General features: G+C 61.4%; 18 protein-coding genes. All 18 read left to right on the forward strand.

Features of this window, described 5'->3' with window-relative positions:
* Window positions 1–9 precede the first annotated feature (9 nt).
* The 18 genes from KSS93_RS15365 (at window position 10) to KSS93_RS15450 (ending at window position 16,707) form a co-directional block, all read left to right on the forward strand.
* Window positions 10–867 (forward strand): head maturation protease, ClpP-related, encoded by an 858-nt coding sequence (locus KSS93_RS15365; protein ID WP_217884844.1) that lies wholly within the window; start codon window positions 10–12, stop codon window positions 865–867.
* 2 nt (window positions 868–869) lie between these two features.
* Window positions 870–2,051 carry a phage major capsid protein gene (locus KSS93_RS15370; RefSeq protein WP_217884845.1) on the forward strand — a complete coding sequence of 394 codons (1,182 nt, stop codon included), beginning with the start codon at window positions 870–872 and terminating at the stop codon, window positions 2,049–2,051.
* A 48-nt stretch (window positions 2,052–2,099) separates the two neighbouring features.
* Window positions 2,100–2,633 carry a hypothetical protein gene (locus tag KSS93_RS15375; RefSeq protein ID WP_217884846.1) on the forward strand — a complete coding sequence of 178 codons (534 nt, stop codon included), beginning with the start codon at window positions 2,100–2,102 and terminating at the stop codon, window positions 2,631–2,633.
* Between the two features lie 4 nt (window positions 2,634–2,637).
* The gene (locus KSS93_RS15380) at window positions 2,638–3,114 is read left to right on the forward strand and encodes a head-tail connector protein (RefSeq protein ID WP_217884847.1); all 477 of its coding nucleotides are present in this window, start codon (window positions 2,638–2,640) and stop codon (window positions 3,112–3,114) included.
* Window positions 3,114–3,455, forward strand: coding sequence for a phage head closure protein (locus tag KSS93_RS15385; RefSeq protein ID WP_217884848.1), 342 nt, complete (start codon window positions 3,114–3,116; stop codon window positions 3,453–3,455). The genes KSS93_RS15380 and KSS93_RS15385 overlap by 1 nt, the downstream gene beginning before the upstream one ends.
* On the forward strand, window positions 3,448–3,921 hold the full coding sequence (locus tag KSS93_RS15390) for an HK97-gp10 family putative phage morphogenesis protein (RefSeq protein ID WP_217884849.1): 474 nt from the start codon (window positions 3,448–3,450) through the stop codon (window positions 3,919–3,921). Before KSS93_RS15385 ends, KSS93_RS15390 begins: the two co-directional genes overlap by 8 nt.
* A complete protein-coding gene (locus tag KSS93_RS15395) occupies window positions 3,921–4,289 on the forward strand; it encodes a DUF3168 domain-containing protein (protein ID WP_217884850.1) in 369 nt (122 codons plus the stop codon). Before KSS93_RS15390 ends, KSS93_RS15395 begins: the two co-directional genes overlap by 1 nt.
* 288 nt (window positions 4,290–4,577) lie before the next feature.
* Window positions 4,578–5,069, forward strand: a complete 492-nt coding sequence (locus KSS93_RS15400) for a phage tail tube protein (RefSeq protein ID WP_217884851.1) — start codon at window positions 4,578–4,580, stop codon at window positions 5,067–5,069.
* Between the two features lie 9 nt (window positions 5,070–5,078).
* Window positions 5,079–5,417 (forward strand): phage tail assembly chaperone family protein, TAC, encoded by a 339-nt coding sequence (locus KSS93_RS15405; RefSeq protein WP_217884852.1) that lies wholly within the window; start codon window positions 5,079–5,081, stop codon window positions 5,415–5,417.
* 29 nt (window positions 5,418–5,446) lie between these two features.
* Window positions 5,447–5,701, forward strand: coding sequence for a phage tail assembly protein T (locus KSS93_RS15410; RefSeq protein ID WP_217884853.1), 255 nt, complete (start codon window positions 5,447–5,449; stop codon window positions 5,699–5,701).
* Between the two features lie 36 nt (window positions 5,702–5,737).
* Entirely contained in the window at window positions 5,738–6,064 is a 327-nt protein-coding gene (locus tag KSS93_RS15415; protein WP_217884854.1) for a hypothetical protein, read from the forward strand.
* A gap of 48 nt (window positions 6,065–6,112) precedes the next feature.
* Window positions 6,113–9,511 carry a phage tail tape measure protein gene (locus KSS93_RS15420; protein WP_217884855.1) on the forward strand — a complete coding sequence of 1,133 codons (3,399 nt, stop codon included), beginning with the start codon at window positions 6,113–6,115 and terminating at the stop codon, window positions 9,509–9,511.
* Window positions 9,511–9,858: a phage tail protein gene (locus KSS93_RS15425; protein ID WP_217884856.1), complete on the forward strand. Its 348-nt coding sequence runs from the start codon at window positions 9,511–9,513 to the stop codon at window positions 9,856–9,858. The genes KSS93_RS15420 and KSS93_RS15425 overlap by 1 nt, the downstream gene beginning before the upstream one ends.
* Before the next feature lie 36 nt (window positions 9,859–9,894).
* Window positions 9,895–10,596, forward strand: coding sequence for a phage minor tail protein L (locus KSS93_RS15430; RefSeq protein ID WP_217884857.1), 702 nt, complete (start codon window positions 9,895–9,897; stop codon window positions 10,594–10,596).
* A 2-nt stretch (window positions 10,597–10,598) separates the two neighbouring features.
* The gene (locus KSS93_RS15435) at window positions 10,599–11,381 is read left to right on the forward strand and encodes a C40 family peptidase (RefSeq protein WP_217884858.1); all 783 of its coding nucleotides are present in this window, start codon (window positions 10,599–10,601) and stop codon (window positions 11,379–11,381) included.
* The gene (locus KSS93_RS15440; RefSeq protein WP_217884859.1) at window positions 11,378–11,962 is read left to right on the forward strand and encodes a tail assembly protein; all 585 of its coding nucleotides are present in this window, start codon (window positions 11,378–11,380) and stop codon (window positions 11,960–11,962) included. Before KSS93_RS15435 ends, KSS93_RS15440 begins: the two co-directional genes overlap by 4 nt.
* Before the next feature lie 53 nt (window positions 11,963–12,015).
* Window positions 12,016–15,702, forward strand: a complete 3,687-nt coding sequence (locus KSS93_RS15445) for a TipJ family phage tail tip protein (RefSeq protein WP_217884860.1) — start codon at window positions 12,016–12,018, stop codon at window positions 15,700–15,702.
* A gap of 300 nt (window positions 15,703–16,002) precedes the next feature.
* A complete protein-coding gene (locus KSS93_RS15450) occupies window positions 16,003–16,707 on the forward strand; it encodes a hypothetical protein (protein WP_217884861.1) in 705 nt (234 codons plus the stop codon).
* Window positions 16,708–16,716: the final 9 nt, after the last annotated feature.

Here is a 16,716-nt window from a genome sequence, read left to right on the forward strand (position 1 = left end):
GAGTAATCCATGAAGCACAAGATCCAGTCTCGCGGCCTGCGCAGCGAGATGAGCCCGCGCGCGCTCGATAAATGGAACCCCGCGATCCAGGCGGCCGTCGAGAACACCTCGGACACCATCACGGTGTACGGCGTGATCGGCGAAGACTGGTATGGCGAGGGCGTCACGCTGAAACGAATCGACGCCGCCTTGCGGGCGATCGGCGAGCGTGATGTCACCGTCTACATCAATTCCCCAGGTGGCGACATGTTCGAAGGCATCGCCATCTATAACCGCCTCCAAGAGCACAGCCACGAGGTCACCACCAAGGTGCTCGGCATGGCGGCCAGCGCTGCTTCGATTGTCTTCCTCGCGGGGAAGAAGCGAGAGGTGGCCAGCAGCGCTTTCCTCATGATCCACAACTGCTGGACCTGGCTCGCCGGCAATCGCAATTACCTCCGCGATATCGCCGACGACATGGAGGAGTTCGACGCGGCGATGGCCGACCTCTATGCCGAGACCAGCGGGCAGGCGGCTGAAGACATGGCCGAACTGATGGACGACGAAACCTACATCCGCGGCAAGCGTGCAGTGGAACTCGGCCTGGCCACTGGGCTGTTGTCGTCCACTGAGGTCACCGAGCGCGAAACCGAAGACGCCGCCCAGGCCAATGCGCTCAAGGCGATGGACGTAGCCCTGGCCAAGGGCGGTATGCCTCGTACCGAGCGCCGCGAGCTGTTCGCCAGTTTCAAGTCCGGTATGCCTCGCGCTGCCGGCGGGGGCACGCATAACGCTGCCCTGACCGATAAGCCCCGCGCTGTCGCGCCAGACCTCTCCGCCTCTCTGAGCGCGGCAACCAATCTTCTCAATTCTCTGAAAGGAAAATGACCATGGACTTTGAAGCCCAAGTCAAAGAACTCAATGCCAGCCTCAAGGGCATTGGTGACCAGATCAAAAGCCAGGCCGAGGCGGTCGAGAGACAGATCAAGGCCAGCGGCGAGATGAACACCGAAACCCGCGCCAAGGTCGATGAGATGCTGACCAAGCAGGGCGAGCTGCAGGCGCGCCTGGGCGAGGCTGAGCAGAAGCTCGTGAATGCGAGCCGTGATCGCTCTCATCAGGAAGAACCGCAAAAGTCGGTGGGTGCCCTGGTGATCGGCAGCGAAGAAATGCAGGACATGAACTCGTCCTTCCGCGGCTCGCGTCGCGTCTCTGTGCCGCGCGCGGCTATCACCACTGCTACCGGCGGCGACCTGGTTCCCGCCCAGCGTTTGCCAGGTGTCGTCGCGCCGCCGCAGCGCCGACTGACGATCCGCGACTTGGTGGCGCCGGGCGAGACGGAGTCGAACTCCATCGAGTACATCCGTGAAACTGGCTACACCAACAATGCGCGTACGGTCGCGGAGGGTACCGCAAAGCCGTACTCCGATATCACCTTCGCCCTGGCGACCGCAAATGTCCGTACCATCGCTCACCTGTTCAAAGCGAGCCGCCAGATGCTCGATGACGCCAAGGCACTGCAGAGCTACATCGACGCTCGCGCACGCTACGGCCTGAACATGGCTGAAGAAGCCCAGCTGCTCTACGGCAGCGGCACTGGCGCGAACCTGCAAGGCCTGATGACAGTCGCTCAGCTGTACGCCCAGCCCGCTGGCGTGACAGTAGTGGGCGAGCAACGGATTGACCGCCTGCGCCTGGCGCTGCTGCAAGCCGAACTGGCGGAGTTCCCTTCGGATGGCATCGTGCTCAACCCGATCGACTGGGCGGCCATCGAGCTGACCAAGGACGGTGAAGGCCGTTACATCATCGGCCAGCCTCAGGAGGGCACCAACGCGAAACTCTGGAATCGCCCAGTGGTTTCCACCCAAGCCATGACACAGAACGACTTCCTGGTCGGAGCCTTCAAACTCGGCGCTCAGATTTTCGACCGCATGGAAATCGAAGTGCTGATCTCGACCGAGAACGACAAGGACTTCGAGAACAACATGGCCACGATCCGTGCTGAAGAGCGTCTGGCCTTTGCGATTTATCGCGATGAGGCGTTCGTCACCGGTCCGCTGATCACTCCTTAATATCTCTGGCTAGGGGCGTCCGCAATGACGCCCGATTGGAGTACTCCCATGGCACGTAAACAGGAAAAACCAGAGTCCACGGTTGAGCCGAAGGCACCTGTCTCGACCAATGAAATCAGCGGCGGCCAGGCCGTGGATGGGGCTTTGCCCCCTTCGCCTGGTGATACTGCCTCGCCAAATCCTGGCGAGTCGAGCGCTCCCGCAACAGCTCCAGGCTCGGGTGAGAGCGCAGAACAGGCGCTGCCGGAAACACCGGCAGAGTCGGGTATCGGATCGGACATCGCTGCAAGCGACTTGGGCACCATCGGCGAAGACCCCGGTACGGATGCGGTCGCATCGGAAGTCGCAGATCAGAACGGGCCGGATCTGGTCTACAGCGCCGACGCAGCCGCGCAGTCGGCTGCAGAGGGTGAGATTGCGGCTAGCCCCAATCCAGCAACTCTTAAGATCTACCCGATGCGGTCCTACATGGATGAGGGCGAACTGCGTCGCCGCGGCGGCCCCGCCTATGTAGTTCAACGCCGGCATGCAGAGGAGCTTGTGCAGCGCAAGCTGGCGTCTTTGCATCCTCTGAAGGAGTGATGGCATGCCAGTAATTGCAATCGACCTGGCCATGCATCACCTGCTGGCAGAGCAAGAAGACCAGGCACTAGTCGAAGCACAGCTTTGTGCTGCGGAAGATGCGGCGATGAGCTTTCTAAATCGCCGCTTCTACCTGGATCAGGTTGCCCTCGATGCTGCTCGCGCTGGCGTGCAGGAAATGATGCAGGAAGCCAAGGAGGCGAACGCTGCGGCTGTAGATGCTGCGGATGCGGAGCAGGACCACACCATACGCTGCCGTTTGCTTGAACATGCCAGAAAGGCGCTGGCCACCGCCTACGATCAGGCCGATACCATCGCCTATGGCATGGTTATAACCCCTTCGATCCAGGCCGCCTGTTTGCTCAAGCTGGGTCACCTGTTCGCCAACCGGGAAGAGGTGGTCACCAGCGCCACCGCCGTGGAGCTTCCGCTGGCGTCCCAACACCTGCTGATGCCTTATCGCATCCGGATGGGTGTGTGATGCAGGCCGGTAAGCTCCGGCACCGCATCGATATCGAGGAGCAGAATACTCCCCGGGATCCGGTAACCGGTGAGTACGGTGAGCCCCAGTGGGTAGCCCGCTGGCCCAAGTGCCCGGCGCGGATCGAGCCGCTCTCGGCTCGCGATCTGGTCGCGGCGCAGGCGGCCCAGTCTGAGGCGACTGCGCGCATCGTGATCCGGTACCGCGCCGGTGTTCTGCCCACCATGCGCGCCATCTACCGAGGTGAGGTATACAGCTTCGTGGGGCCTCCCCTCGAGGATCCTAAGTCCGGCCTGGAGTACCTGACGATTCTGGTCTCCAAGGGGGTGAAGGATGGCTGACGAGATCAGCGCGCGCCTGCAGGGTTTGAAGGCAGCCACCGACAAGATGGCTGGTCTCACTCCGAAGCTGCGCCGCTCTGGGCTGCGCAAGGCCGCCCGGCAGGCCATGAACATCGTACGCGACGATGCGAGGACTCGCGCTAAGGGGCTGGACGATCCCGAAACCGCTGAGAAGATCTTTCGCAACATCGTCACCCAGGAATCGGGTCGCCAGTCACGGCGTGAGGGTGGCGTGGTGATGAAGGTTGGGGTTCGTGGCGGGGCCAGCTCAAACCGTCATAGCAAGGACGCAAGCGGCAACCCAGGTGGTGACACCCGGCACTGGCGGTACCTGGAGTTTGGTACCCAGCACAACCCGCCGGCGCCCTTCATGCGCCCGGCATTCTCCGGCAACGTCAACGCAGTGACCGACCGCTTCGTGCAGGTGTTCGGGCAGGAAATTGACGCAGCCGTGCGAGGCAACTGATGGAAGCGCCAATTTTCGCCGTCTGCTCAACAGATCCGGGCGTAACCGCACTGCTTGGGGCGGGCATCGACTGCCGCCTCTACTCGTTCGGGGAGGCACCGCAGAAGCCCGTGAGGCCCTATGTGGTCTGGAACCTGATCAATGGCTCACCCGAAAACTACTTGGCCGGCCGGCCCGACGCCGACAGCTTTACCCTGCAGCTGGATGTGTACGCGGCCACCGCCACCCCGGTTCGCGCTGTGACCGAAGCGCTCTGCGCCGCGATCGAGCCGCGGGCCTACGTTGTTCGCTGGGGCGCTACTGATCGCGACCCAGAAACGAAGGACTACCACCGAAGTTTCGATGTTGACTGGATCGTGCGCAGGTAGGCCTGAGTACCGCTGACGCTAAATACGCTTGTACATGTCGACCCACTCCTCGAGCTCTTCAAGGTATTCCTCAATTTGCTCTCTTCGAGTCTCTTCCGGAGTTTTCGGCTCAGGCTTCCCCAGCAGTTTACGTAACAGCTTTTTCAAGTAGTTCATTTTTCAACCCCATGTTTTGCCGTATTGGCAAGCACATGGTAAGGCCCCGAAACAGCGTCACTTACCCGGGGTTTGCATGCTTTCAGTCGGCCCGCCTAGTGCGGGCTTTCTTTTGCCCGACAGGAGACCACCATGTCGATTTTGACCCAAGGCACCCAGGTGTTTGCCCTGATGCCGCCGCTTTCCGGCACCGGCCCTTTCACCGTGGTAGAAGTCGAGTGCGCAACCGCTTTCAACCCCGGCGGCGCCCCGAAGGAGCAGATCGAGGACACCTGCCTCAGCTCCAACGAGCGCACCTACAAGCCCGGCTTGCGCACCCCGGGCCAGGCGTCCCTGACCATCAACGCTGACCCGAACAGCGCGAGCCACGTTCGACTGCATCAGCTGTCCGAGGCGAACGGCGATACCACCATGAAATGGGCGGTCGGCTGGTCCGATGGCACTGCAGCCCCGACGCTGAACACCGAGGGCGACGACTTCGAGCTGCCGGAAAGCCGCACTTGGTTCGTGTTCGAGGGCTACGTTGCCGACTTCCCGTTCGACTTCGCCGCCAACGCCGTGGTCAGCACTGCGGTCTCCATCCAACGCTCGGGCGGCTCCGCCTGGATCAAGAAGACCGCCTAAGGGGTAACCATGGATCTCGCGCAACTGAAGAAGAAGGGGGGCGTCATCGCCGACGCCCTGGTGCCGAAGGAAGTCGAGTGGAAGCACATCGACAAGAACGGCAAGCCCACCACCGACAAGTTCACCGTGCATGTGCGCCGGCACGCCTTCGGCGTCATGGAGGCCATGTTCGCTGGCGGCGAGGCCGAACGCTTCAAGAACGCTCGCTACCTGGCCGCCTCGATCATGCTGGGCAAGGACGGCACCGAGGAGTTGCCGTTCGATGATGCCGTCAACCTCGACTCGGCCCTGGGCATCGTCCTGCTCAATGCCGTCAATGAGGTGAACAACCCTCCAGCAAAGAGCTGACCCCGGCCGACGAGCTTTGGCATGAACTGGTGCTGAACGGGATCGGTGGCAATTCAATTGCAGAGGCCAAGGCCACGCTTTCTTACGCGGAAGTGCTGGCCTGGGTGGCTTACCGAGACAAGCATGGATCGCTGAACCTGGCCCGCCGGATCGAGTTGGCCACGGCACTGATCGCGCTACAGGTCAATCGTAGCGGCGGGGGCAAGGCCGAGCTGTACGACTTCATGCCGCATCATGTCAGGCCGGGGTCGGCGTTGGAGCATGCCATGGCGGAATGGTCATGACATGGTAGATTCACCCATTTCTCAAGGAGTCCCCGTATGAAATGGGTGTTATTTTCTTTGTCATTGGCAGCAGTGTTTATTTCAAATGCTTATGCGGCCGAAGCTGATCAGCTAGATCTCGACGAGATCAAAGTGGCCATGGAAGACCGCTTAAAAGACTCTGAAAGCGCAAGATTCAAACGAGTTGTGATTCTTGATGATGGAACAACTTGCGGGCAAGTGAACTCAAAAAATTCCTTCGGCGCATATTCTGGGTTTGAGCCCTTTATAGCGATGAAACTCTCAACTGGAAAATTCTATGTAATTGATGTTGGTGAAGCATCCAGATCTGTATGTAAAGATCGAGGGGTGTACATCCCATAAATTCTGTTAGTCCCGCTTCGGCGGGATTTTTTTCGCCTGGAGGAAAGCATGGCGAGTCGCTCTCTGGGCACCCTTACGCTAGATTTAATCGCCAGAATTGGCGGCTTTCAGCAGGGAATGGATCAAGCTGCCAGAGCCACGCAGCGGAGCATGTCCCAAGTTGAACGCTCTGCAGACAGGGCTTCGCAAGCGGTGGTTACGTCGTTCAAAGCGATCGCTGGCGCCGCTGCAGCGTATCTTGGTGCGCAGCAGGTTATGGAGTATTCGCAGGCTTGGGTCGGCGTCCAGAACCGGATCAAGCAGGTGTCGTCCTCTTTCGACGAGTTTTCCAAGCAGTCACAGTCGGTCTTCTCGATCGCGCAAAACTCCCAGTCTTCGCTCGAGGCGACCGCTGAGCTTTACCAGCGAATTGCAGCTTCATCCGGCCAGCTTGGAGCTACGCAAGAAAAGGTCGCGCAGGTCACCCAGAATATCAGCAAGGCAATGTCAGCAAGCGGCGTGTCGGCCGAAGCCGCGCAGGGCGCTTTGATTCAGCTCGGTCAGGCATTTGCGTCTGGGGTGCTGCGAGGGGAGGAGCTAAACTCGGTGCTCGAGCAGGCGCCAGGTTTAGCACAGGCGATTGCGGACGGCCTCGGGGTCGCACGCGAATCTCTGCGATCGATGGGGGAGGCCGGCAAACTCACCTCGAAAGAGGTGTTTGCTGCGATCCTGTCGCAGACGCAGACCATTGATGATGCGTTCGCGCGGTCGCAGACCACTATCGCGGGCGCCTTTCAGACAATAGAGAACAGCGCTACAAAGCTGTTCGGCACTCTGGACGACTCGCTCGGAATTACCAAGTCGGTCGTGGATGGAATGCTCGCGCTCTCGAGGTCTTGGGACACTTCGGGGGTGGAGGTTTACACGCAGCTCCTTAAGACCGGATTGTATGTCGCTATGGCGAAGGTCGGCCTGGGGCTGGTCAATATGATTTCGGCATGGAGAGCATCTTCGGCCGCTTCCCGCGAGCAGGCTGAGGCAGCCATGATTGCGGCCAACGGCTCCCTGCGGCGCGCTGAAGCGTCCCATGCCGAGGCGCTGGCCAATCAGAATGCTGCCCGCCAAGCAGTCCAGGCCGCAACCTCTCAGGTGGCGGCGGAGCGTCAGCTGACAGCCGCCGAGATCGGTCGGCTTCAAGCGGTCATGACGTCGCTGGCAGCAGAAAAGCAGCTCGAGGCTCAGCGCTTGCAAGCGCAGATCAATGATGTTGGCCGGCAGCAGTCGGTTGCTCGCATGGCTGAGCTACGCCTGGCCGAGGTAGCCATCACCAATCAACTGATTGCCGCACAGGCGAAGCTCGGGGCCACAACTGTTGCCAGTTCGACGGTTGTCTCAGGCGCATTGGCAAGGCAGGCAGTCACCACTGAGGCGGTCGCAGTCACGACGATGCAGTTGACTGCCGCCCAGTACGCAGCAAGTACCGCAACCGCAGCCTGGGCCGCGACAGCAACTTTTGCCAGTCGGGCCATAGCGGCGCTACAAGGAGCCTGGTTTGGCCTGATGCGCGTGATGGGTGGACTGCCAGGCCTGGTCCTCACCGTTGCGGCTGTAGGAGCCTCATTCCTGACCTTTGGCAGTAATGCAGAAGCTGGCGCAGGTAAGGCGGCTGACGCATTCGAAGATGCCTCGGCGAGGATTCGCAGGGCCTCGCGAGACATGATCCCGCAAAGCCTCACCGGGCAAACTTACGAGCAGTTGCAGGGCAAGGTGGCTGACCTCACCCAAGAGCTGAAAGAGGCTGAGCAGTGGCAGGAGACCTTCCAGAAGAGCGTCGATAACGGGAAGAACACCTCCCAGGGCAACCTTGACCGCCAGAAGGAAAAAGTTGGAGCGCTGCGCTTAGCCCTGCAGGAACTGAACAAGGAGCTGAATAGCTCCAGGCTCGCCTCGGACAAGGAGGGCGGCAACTATCTCAAGAATCTGGAGAAGCAATCGGTAGTAGCAGGGAAGCTGACCGAGGTCGAGAAGCTGCGAGCTCAATTAGCCGCTGGGACGCTGAAGCTTTCCCCGCCAGATGAGAAAAAGGCGCTTGCCTACGCAGAGTCGATCGACAAGGCCAGCAAGGCACTCAAGGAGTCGAAAGCCAACGACAAAGACAGCAAGGCCGTGGGACGCCAGTTCGAACAAATGGAGGAGGGGTATCAGCGTCAGATCGAGCTGATCAACACCTCGACCGACAAGCGCAAGAACGCCACCGAATTGGAGAAGCTGGCCTTCGAGATCTCGGCCGGCAAGCTGGAGGGGGTTAACGCGCAGCAACGCAAGCGCCTTGAGGGCCTGGCTGCTGAACTGGACGCCCTGCAGAAGCTGAAACAGGCTGAGGAGGACGCGAAGAAGCTTGCCGCGTTCAGGTCCAGTGTCGGAGAGGACTACCAGACAGCGAAAAGCGGGTTCGATCAGGAACTTGCCGGCGCCGGCCGCGGGGACGAGTACAAGGAGCGCTTGAAGGAGCGTCTGGCGATCGAGGAAGACTTCAATCGCCAGCAGCGTGAGCTTGTGTTGCAGCGCAACAGTGGCGATATCAGCCAGGACCTGTTCGATCAGGAAACACAGGTGCTGAGTGATGCCCTGGCCGAGCGTCTGGAGCTGCAGAACGACTACTACAGTCAGCTCGATGAAGCGCAGAACAACTGGATGGACGGTGTCACCAGCGCCTGGGAGAACTTCGCCGAAGCAGCAACCGACTATTCGGCCATGGCAGCGGATGCCACCACATCGGTACTCGGCAGCGCCAGGAGCGAGCTCAGCACGTTCATGTCGGACGTGGCCACTGGATCGAAGGATGCTGGTGATGCGCTGATGGACATGGTTACCGGCTTCGCAAAGGCCGGCGTTCAAGCCCTGACAGATATGGCCGCCCAATGGCTGGTTTACCAAGCCGTGCAGTTAGTGGTGGGCAAGAGCACTCAATCGATGGCTGGCATAGGGATGGTGGCCAACGCCCAGGCCACGGCGTTTCAGGCCAGCCTCGCCGCGTTCGCGTCCACCGCTGCCATCCCAATCGTGGGTCCAGCAATGGCCCCCGCAGCCGCAGCTGCTGCCGCTGCGGCCACTGCACCGATGGTGGCCGGCGTGGCTTCCACCGCCCTCATGGGCATGGCCCACAACGGTATGGACAACATCCCGCGTGAGGGCACCTGGCTGCTCGATGGCGGCGAGCGTGTGCTCAACCCAAACCAGAACCGCGACCTGACCCAGTACCTGCGCAGCGCTAACGATGGTGGAGCGGTGGGCGGAGGGGGTGGTGGCGTCACCATCAACGCACCGATCACCGTCCAGGGCCAGCCAGGCATGAGCGATGAGGCTTCGCGCCGGCAGGGTGAGGCAATGGGCGAGGGTTTGAAGCAGACGATCCGCAAAGTGCTCGCCGAGGAATTCGGCCAGGGCGGCAGCATGGGGAGGAGGTGATGACGGAGACATTCGGGTTTTGCACCCGCGTCGGCGCTGCCGGCGAGGTCAAGCAACGGGTTTGGGAGAACGACTTCGGCGACGGATACGTTCAGTCGGGCGGAACCGGCATCAACACCAAGTCCGAGGAGTGGACGCACCAGGCGGTGGGTAGCCTTGAGGCGGGGCAGGAGCTCCGCCTGATGCGCGACTTCATCGACCGGCATGAGGGGTTCAGGTCGTTCTACTGGGCTCCACCTGGTGGCGTCCAGGGCCGGTACAAGATCAACGGCTACAAGCTCGATCCGCAAGGTGCCGGGCAATTCAAGATCAGCTTCACCATGAAGCAGACATTCACCCCTTACTGACCCCGCTCCGGCGGGGTTTCTTCTTTCTGAGGCCCCATGGCATTCGAAACCGACATCCAAAAGCTCGAGCCGGGCAACCAGGTTCGGCTGTATGAGATCGACGCCACGCGCCTGGGCGGCAACATCATGCGCTTTCACGGGCACGCCCAGGAGGGCGACATCATCTGGCAGGGGCAGCTGTACTCGCCCATGCAGATGGAGGCGAAGGGGTTCGACATTCGTGGCGATGGCAGGCCCGCGACACCAAGCCTGCAACTGGCGAACGAGATCGGCGGCGTGCGCGGCGCCGTGACGGCCCTGTGCCTGGCGTTGAAGGACATGGCTGGCGCTAAGGTCAAGGTGATCGAGACCTTCAAGCACTTCCTGGATGCCGCCAACTTCCCCGACGGCAATCCAGAGGCCTCGAATCAGTGCCGTGAGAACCTGTGGTACATCGAGCAGAAGACCGACGAAGATCGGGAGCAAGTGACGTTCGATCTCTCCAGCCCGCTGGATCTGGGCGGCATCCAGCTGCCAAGCCAGCAAATCACAAAGCTGTGCCGATGGGCCTGTCGCGGGCAGTACCGCGGCGAGGCCTGCGCCTACACCGGCGCGGCGATGTTCACCAAGCAAAACGAACCCACCGACAACCCCGCCCTCGATCGCTGTGCCGGCCGCTGGGCCAGCTGCAAGCTACGGGGCAACACCAAGCGTTTCGGCGGGTCCATGGGCGCAAGCCTGATCGCAAGCTCGAGGTAACCATGCGCATCAACCAACAGCTGCAGGCCGCGATTCGCGAGCATGCGGAACGCGAGCACCCGGCCGAAGCCTGCGGGGTGCTGATCAAGACCGCGTCGGGGCGCGAGTATGTGCCGTGCCGCAACCTGGCCGTCTCGTCCAAGGATCAGTTCCAACTCCATCACGAAGACTTGGCCGCCGCCGAGGATCGCGGCGAGCTGCTGGCGATCATCCATAGCCACCCTGACGCCTCGGCCAAGCCGAGCATGGGCGATCTGGTCAGCTGCGAACTGCACGACTTGCCATGGGGCATTGTGAGTTGGCCAGGCGGCGATATGGAGTGGTTCAAGCCGACCGGCTACCGCGCGCCTCTGCTCGGACGCGGGTTTGTTCATGGTCTGCTCGACTGCTGGTCGGCCTGCCGGGACTGGTATTCGCGCGAGGCCGGTATCCAGCTTCCCAACTTCGAACGCTCCGACCTATGGTGGGAAGACCCTGACGGCCCGAGCCTGTACGAGGAGAACGTCTTCACCATCGGCTTCGAGCAGGTGGCCGAGCCGCGGCGGGGCGACTTGCTGGTGTTCGCGATCGCCACCCCGGGACGCCCATGCCACCACCCGAACCATGGCGCGATCTATCTGGGTAACGAGCCAGCACTGATCAGCGAGGACGCACCTGGGCTGGGCGGCACTGGGCCATTCATCTACCACCACATGGCCGGCCGCGCGTCCGCGCGAGAAGTCTACGGCTGGTCGATGGCCAACCGTTGCCGGCTCATTCTTCGGCACAAGGACTATCGGCCATGAAACGCACCATCAAGCTGTACGGGGTGCTGCGAAAGCACTTCGGGCGGGAGTATGTGCTCGATGTGGCCAGCCCCCGGGAGGCGATACAGGCGCTCTGCATGATGGTGCCGGGCTTCGAGAAGTTCATCGCCACCGGCGAGGAGCGCGGCCTGGTGTTCACCGTGTTCTCTGGCCAGCGCAACCTGACTGCCGAAGACCTCGAGCTGCACGGCTCGGACAATGGCGATATTCGCATTGCGCCGATCATCCAGGGCTCCAAGAGCGCCGGCTTGTTCCAGACCATCCTCGGGGTGGTGCTAATTGCAGTCGGCTACTTCACATTCGGCACGACCTCTGCAATCGGTGTTGGGCTGATGGCCGGTGGCGCCGGCCTGGCGCTGGGTGGCGTAGTGCAAATGCTTTCCCCGATGCCGCAAACCGGGAGCCTGGACCGCAACGAGGATGGCAACAACCCCAGCTATGGCTTTGGATCGGCGGTCACCACCATCGCCCAGGGCAATCCTTACCCCGTTTTGTACGGTGAGCGCGAGATTGGCGGCGCCGTCGAGTCTGGGGGTATCTACACGCAAGACCGCAAGTAACGCCTGTTTTCTGAGCCCGCGACAGCGGGTTTTTTTATGCCCTGGAGATGTGAATGAGCTCAGTGAAGCGCAAGCCTAAGCCGGCGCGAGCGCCCCGTCGGAGGGTTTCGGGCGCCAAAGGCGGCAGCAAGAAACAGCGTCAGCCGACGATCGCCGCCAACAGCATTCCATCCATTGCAACGGCCAGGATGGTCTACCTGTGGAGCTGGGGGCCGATCGTTGGGCCCGTCAACGGCCTGCGCTCTGTGCGCCTGGATGGAACGCCTATCCAGTCCGAGGACGGGACCATCAACTTCCCCGGGGTGAAGTGGCAGTTCCGTAACGGCGAGCTGAACCAGGAGCGCCTCGAGGGCGTAAGCGAATCCAGCAACGAGATTGACGTGCAGCAGGAGCTGCGCAGCACCACCCCTTGGCTGCACACCGTGACCAACCCGATGGTTGATGCTGTGCGCGTGCGTTTCAGCTGGCCGGTGCTGCAGGCCCAGGACTCCGCCGGCAACATAAGCGGCGTGGCCGTCAGCTACGCAGTCGACGTTGCTACCGATGGCGGGCCGTTTGTCCAGCTGCTGACATCCTCGGTGTCACGTAAGAACGTCACGAAGTACGAGCGCTCGCACCGCATCGAACTGCCCGAGGGCAGCAGGTGGACCGTGCGCGCCCGGCGCACCTCGCCAAACTCTGGCAGCTCCCTGGTGCAAGATGGGATGTACGTCGAGGCCGTGGCTGAGGTTGTCGACAGCGACCAGGAGTATCCGCTGACCGCCGTCAGCTGCGTTGAGTACGATGCCCAGGCATTCGGCGGCGATATCGCGAAGATCGCGGTCCTGATGCGTGGCCGAATCGTGCGGGTGCCGATGAACTACGACCCGGAGAGCCGGACCTACGCCACAAGCGGTGCGGGCACCAGCGGGGGAATCTGGGACGGTTCTTTCAAGGAGGCCTACACCAACAACCCGGCCTGGGTGTTCTACGACTTGGCTCTGCATCCGTACTACGGCCTGGGCGACCGCATCGACCAGACCATGATCAACCGCTGGGCCCTGTACCGCATCGCGCAGTACTGCGACCAGTTTGTGCCTGACGGCAAGGGCGGCGAGGAGCCGCGATTCACCTGCAACCTCTACCTGCAAAAGCAGGCCGACGCTTGGGCGGTCCTGCAAGACCTGGCGGCGATTTTCCACGGGCTGGCCTATTGGGACGGCAACCAGATCACCGTGAACGCCGACATGCCGCAGGACCCGGTCTACAACTACGCGACTTCGCAGATCATCGGCGATGGCGCCATCAAGTATGTCGGCAGCCGCTGGCGTGACCGCAACAGCCTGGCCATGGTCTCGTTCGACGACCCGGATCAGGGCTTCGAAACCGACAAGGAGCCGGTCTTCGATGAGGACGCGGTTGCGGAGTATGGGGTCCGTGAGACCTCGGTGGAGGCGGTGGGGTGCACCTCCCGCGGGCAGGCGCAGCGCGCCGGCAAGTGGGCGTTGCTGTCCGAACAACTGCAGCTGCGCTCGGGCTCCGCGCGGGTGGGCCTGGACGGCTACATTCCCAAGCCCGGCACCGTAATCTCCCTGGCCGATCCTATGTTCGCCGGCCGCGCCAATGGCGGCCGTATCGCGGCCGTGGCGGGTCGGGTGATTACTCTGGATCGCGATGTAGAAATGCCCACGGGCGCCCGCCTGCTGGTCAACCTGCCAAGCGGTAAGTCCGAGGCCAGGCAGGTGCGCTCGGTAGCAGGGCGGGCGGTCACCGTGATGGCCGACTACAGCGAGGTGCCCGAGGTCGAATGCGGCTGGGTGCTCGATTACGACGACCTCAAGGTCATGCAGTTCTACGTCCGCAACGTCACGCGGCCGGAGTGGCACCAGTTCCAACTCGAGCTGATCCAGCATGAGCCCAGCAAATTCGACTACATCGACAATGGCGCGATGATTGATGATCGTCCGGTCAGCGTGTTGCCGCCGGGCGTGCAGGAGGCGCCGGCCCGGGTGCTGATCAGCGACAGTGCGTCGATTGACCAGGGCATCGCGATCACCACCATGACGATTGCCTGGGACGCTGCACCTGGCGCAGTAGCCTATGACGTTGAGTGGAAGTGGGGCGATCGCGACTGGGTGAAGGTGCCGCGCACCGGCGAGCAGTTGGTGGATATCCGCGGGGTGTACGCCGGCCAGTACCTGGCCCGCGTGCGGGCTGTAAACTCGATGGAGGTCTCCTCGCTACCCACCAGCTCAATGCTCACCGATGTTCAGGGCAAGACCACCCCGCCGCCGGCGGTGGCGTTCCTGCGTACCACCGGCGAGATACTCGGCATCCGCCTCGACTGGGGCTTTCCCGAGGGCGCAGGCGACACCGCCTACACCGAGATGCAGATGGCCTCGGAGAACACTGGGCAGAACCCTGTGAGCATGGGTCAATTCGCCTACCCAACGTCGACCTACCTGCACAGCGGCATGGCTGCGGCTGTGGTGCGGTTTTTCCGCGCGCGCTTGATCGACAAGACCGGTAACGTCGGCGCCTGGTCCGAATGGATTTATGGCCAGTCCAGTTCAGACTCTTCGGCGCTGCTCGATTACCTGGACGGGAAGATCAACGCGAGCCACCTCGGCCAGCAGCTGGCGACGGAGATCGGCAAGATCAGCGGCGACGGCGCAGGCTCGGTCAACGAGCGCCTGCAGGCCGGCGACCAGCTGCTGCAGAGCCAGATCGACTCGCTATCGTCGCAGTTGGCCGAGCTGGCCGGTGCGCCGGACTGGACCGCCGACCAAGCCTACTTGGCCGGGTCGCTGGTGAAGCTCGACGGCAAGCTCTACCGGGCGAAAGTAGACGTTCCAGCCGGCACGCCGGTGACCGATGCGGGCTACTGGGAGTTCATGGGCGACTATGCCAGCTTGGGCGACCTGGTCACGGCGCTTGCCGTGCGTGTCGACAACGTCGAGACGAGCGTGGAGGAGATCAACGGTGAGTTGACTGCCATTGCCAGCAGGATGCTCGGCGTTGAGGCGGCGGTGGCTCCCAACATGGCCGGTGCTCTGGATGGCTGGCGCCCAGGCGAAACCGGCTCTTATGCCGGCGCCTGGTCGATCTACTCGGCCTTCGCCGCCGCCGACATGGCGATCGCCAAGCAGGTGGACGAGGTCAAGGCCCAGGTGGGTAACAACCTGTCACGGGTCGTGCGCACTGTCGAGACGCTCACTGACGATGTGTCGGCGCTGGCGCGGGACAACGAAACGCTGACCGCCCAAGTCGGCGACACGAAGGCGCTGGCCGAGGACACCGCCGAGGTGGTGGTTCATCTGAACGGCGATGTGCGAGCCACCCGCAACATCAAGGTGGGGGTAGACGACAACGGCACGTACTACGGCGCCGGCATGGGCTTGAGCGTGGAGAACACGCCCGAGGGCATGCAGTCGATGATCGTGTTCCTTGCCGACCTGTTCGCCGTCATGCACCAGCCCAACGGCGTGCCGAAGTCGGTCTTCGCGATCAACGACGGCCAGGTGTTCATGAACAGCGCAATCATCAACCAGGCCGACATCCTGCAGCTGATCATCACCGGGGAGCTGAGGAGCTCGAACTACATCCCGGGAGAGCAGGGCATCAGGATCAACTTCTTGACCGACGAGTTTGAAATCAACGGCAGCCGGCCAGGCCTCGGCCGCATGAGCATTACCAATCAGCTGGTCACCGTTTACGACACCGCGCGGATGCGTGTGCGCCTGGGGATTTGGGGGGAGTGATATGCCGGCAGGCTTGGAAATCTGGGATGAGAGCGGACTGCTGATGGTTTCGCTCACATCGCGAATTACTCGAACTATTGGGAGGATAACAACGTCTTCAAACGGGTCGCAGGTTATTCCCGAATTTCTGGAAGGCGACCCGTGGTTTTGTGTTATGCCAAATACCAACGTGCCTTTAATTCGTAGGCCTGTTGTCAGATTGCAGAGTGACGGAATGACACTTGCTTGGAGTTATCCGGCGAACAATCCTTCATTCCCGACTGATATAGCGCAGGTCAATATTATTTACGGGGTGTGGTGATGGCTGCGGGGCTTGAAATACTGAATGGCAATAACCGCATCTTGATTGATAGTAAGTATCGAAACCACTTCCTCAAGAAAAAAATCACCGTTACCACTTCGGTGGTGATTTCACTGTGGACGGGATCATCCGCTCAGGTAGTGATCCCCGACGCGGTCTGCCCCATCGTTCTCTGGCGCTCGTCTGCAGGCTTTGGGTACTACTCGCTGATCTGGTCAGGCTCTACGGCTACCGCAACGTTGCACACTCCGTCGGCGGCGGGCACCAGCGTCACGATCTACGTGTTCGATGCAATGCCGCCAACGCCATCGAACTACGGCTTGCAGGTCTACAACGAACAGGGCGAGCTGGTGTATGACGCACTTTCAAAGCCGCTGAGGATCACGCAGTACAAGCGCGGCGAGGCAATAATTAGCACGCCAATGGAACCTCTGAATATTCCGTTGGGGTCGGAAGAATATGCCTATGGCAACAGCTCATTCGTTGGTTCAATGATTGGCATTATTACTCCGCTTGCCCCTCCGAATTTTAGATACCAGATGGTCCACAATTTTCGGTATTACCAACAGCAATCGGGAATGCTGGTGCAGCGGCAATTTACCCCTTATCAGTTCGACAGGACGATGACTGATGGTACGGTTTCGCAATATGAGAACACCACTTTCGACTACCAAGTAATAGTGGCTGATGTAACAAACTATTGAGGATTCTAT

The organism is Pseudomonas xanthosomatis, from assembly GCF_019139835.1.
Classification (GTDB): Bacteria; Pseudomonadota; Gammaproteobacteria; order Pseudomonadales; family Pseudomonadaceae; genus Aquipseudomonas; species Aquipseudomonas fakonensis.

What these genes read in the sequence shown, in the direction of transcription:
- KSS93_RS15365 (WP_217884844.1), top strand. Translation starts at nt 10, where the DNA reads ATGAAGCACAAGATCCAGTCTCGCGGCCTGCGCAGCGAGATGAGCCCG.
- KSS93_RS15370 (WP_217884845.1), top strand. Translation starts at nt 870, where the DNA reads ATGGACTTTGAAGCCCAAGTCAAAGAACTCAATGCCAGCCTCAAGGGC.
- KSS93_RS15375 (WP_217884846.1), top strand. Translation starts at nt 2,100, where the DNA reads ATGGCACGTAAACAGGAAAAACCAGAGTCCACGGTTGAGCCGAAGGCA.
- KSS93_RS15380 (WP_217884847.1), top strand. Translation starts at nt 2,638, where the DNA reads ATGCCAGTAATTGCAATCGACCTGGCCATGCATCACCTGCTGGCAGAG.
- KSS93_RS15385 (WP_217884848.1), top strand. Translation starts at nt 3,114, where the DNA reads ATGCAGGCCGGTAAGCTCCGGCACCGCATCGATATCGAGGAGCAGAAT.
- KSS93_RS15390 (WP_217884849.1), top strand. Translation starts at nt 3,448, where the DNA reads ATGGCTGACGAGATCAGCGCGCGCCTGCAGGGTTTGAAGGCAGCCACC.
- KSS93_RS15395 (WP_217884850.1), top strand. Translation starts at nt 3,921, where the DNA reads ATGGAAGCGCCAATTTTCGCCGTCTGCTCAACAGATCCGGGCGTAACC.
- KSS93_RS15400 (WP_217884851.1), top strand. Translation starts at nt 4,578, where the DNA reads ATGTCGATTTTGACCCAAGGCACCCAGGTGTTTGCCCTGATGCCGCCG.
- KSS93_RS15405 (WP_217884852.1), top strand. Translation starts at nt 5,079, where the DNA reads ATGGATCTCGCGCAACTGAAGAAGAAGGGGGGCGTCATCGCCGACGCC.
- KSS93_RS15415 (WP_217884854.1), top strand. Translation starts at nt 5,738, where the DNA reads ATGAAATGGGTGTTATTTTCTTTGTCATTGGCAGCAGTGTTTATTTCA.
- KSS93_RS15420 (WP_217884855.1), top strand. Translation starts at nt 6,113, where the DNA reads ATGGCGAGTCGCTCTCTGGGCACCCTTACGCTAGATTTAATCGCCAGA.
- KSS93_RS15425 (WP_217884856.1), top strand. Translation starts at nt 9,511, where the DNA reads ATGACGGAGACATTCGGGTTTTGCACCCGCGTCGGCGCTGCCGGCGAG.
- KSS93_RS15430 (WP_217884857.1), top strand. Translation starts at nt 9,895, where the DNA reads ATGGCATTCGAAACCGACATCCAAAAGCTCGAGCCGGGCAACCAGGTT.
- KSS93_RS15435 (WP_217884858.1), top strand. Translation starts at nt 10,599, where the DNA reads ATGCGCATCAACCAACAGCTGCAGGCCGCGATTCGCGAGCATGCGGAA.
- KSS93_RS15440 (WP_217884859.1), top strand. Translation starts at nt 11,378, where the DNA reads ATGAAACGCACCATCAAGCTGTACGGGGTGCTGCGAAAGCACTTCGGG.
- KSS93_RS15445 (WP_217884860.1), top strand. Translation starts at nt 12,016, where the DNA reads ATGAGCTCAGTGAAGCGCAAGCCTAAGCCGGCGCGAGCGCCCCGTCGG.
- KSS93_RS15450 (WP_217884861.1), top strand. Translation starts at nt 16,003, where the DNA reads ATGGCTGCGGGGCTTGAAATACTGAATGGCAATAACCGCATCTTGATT.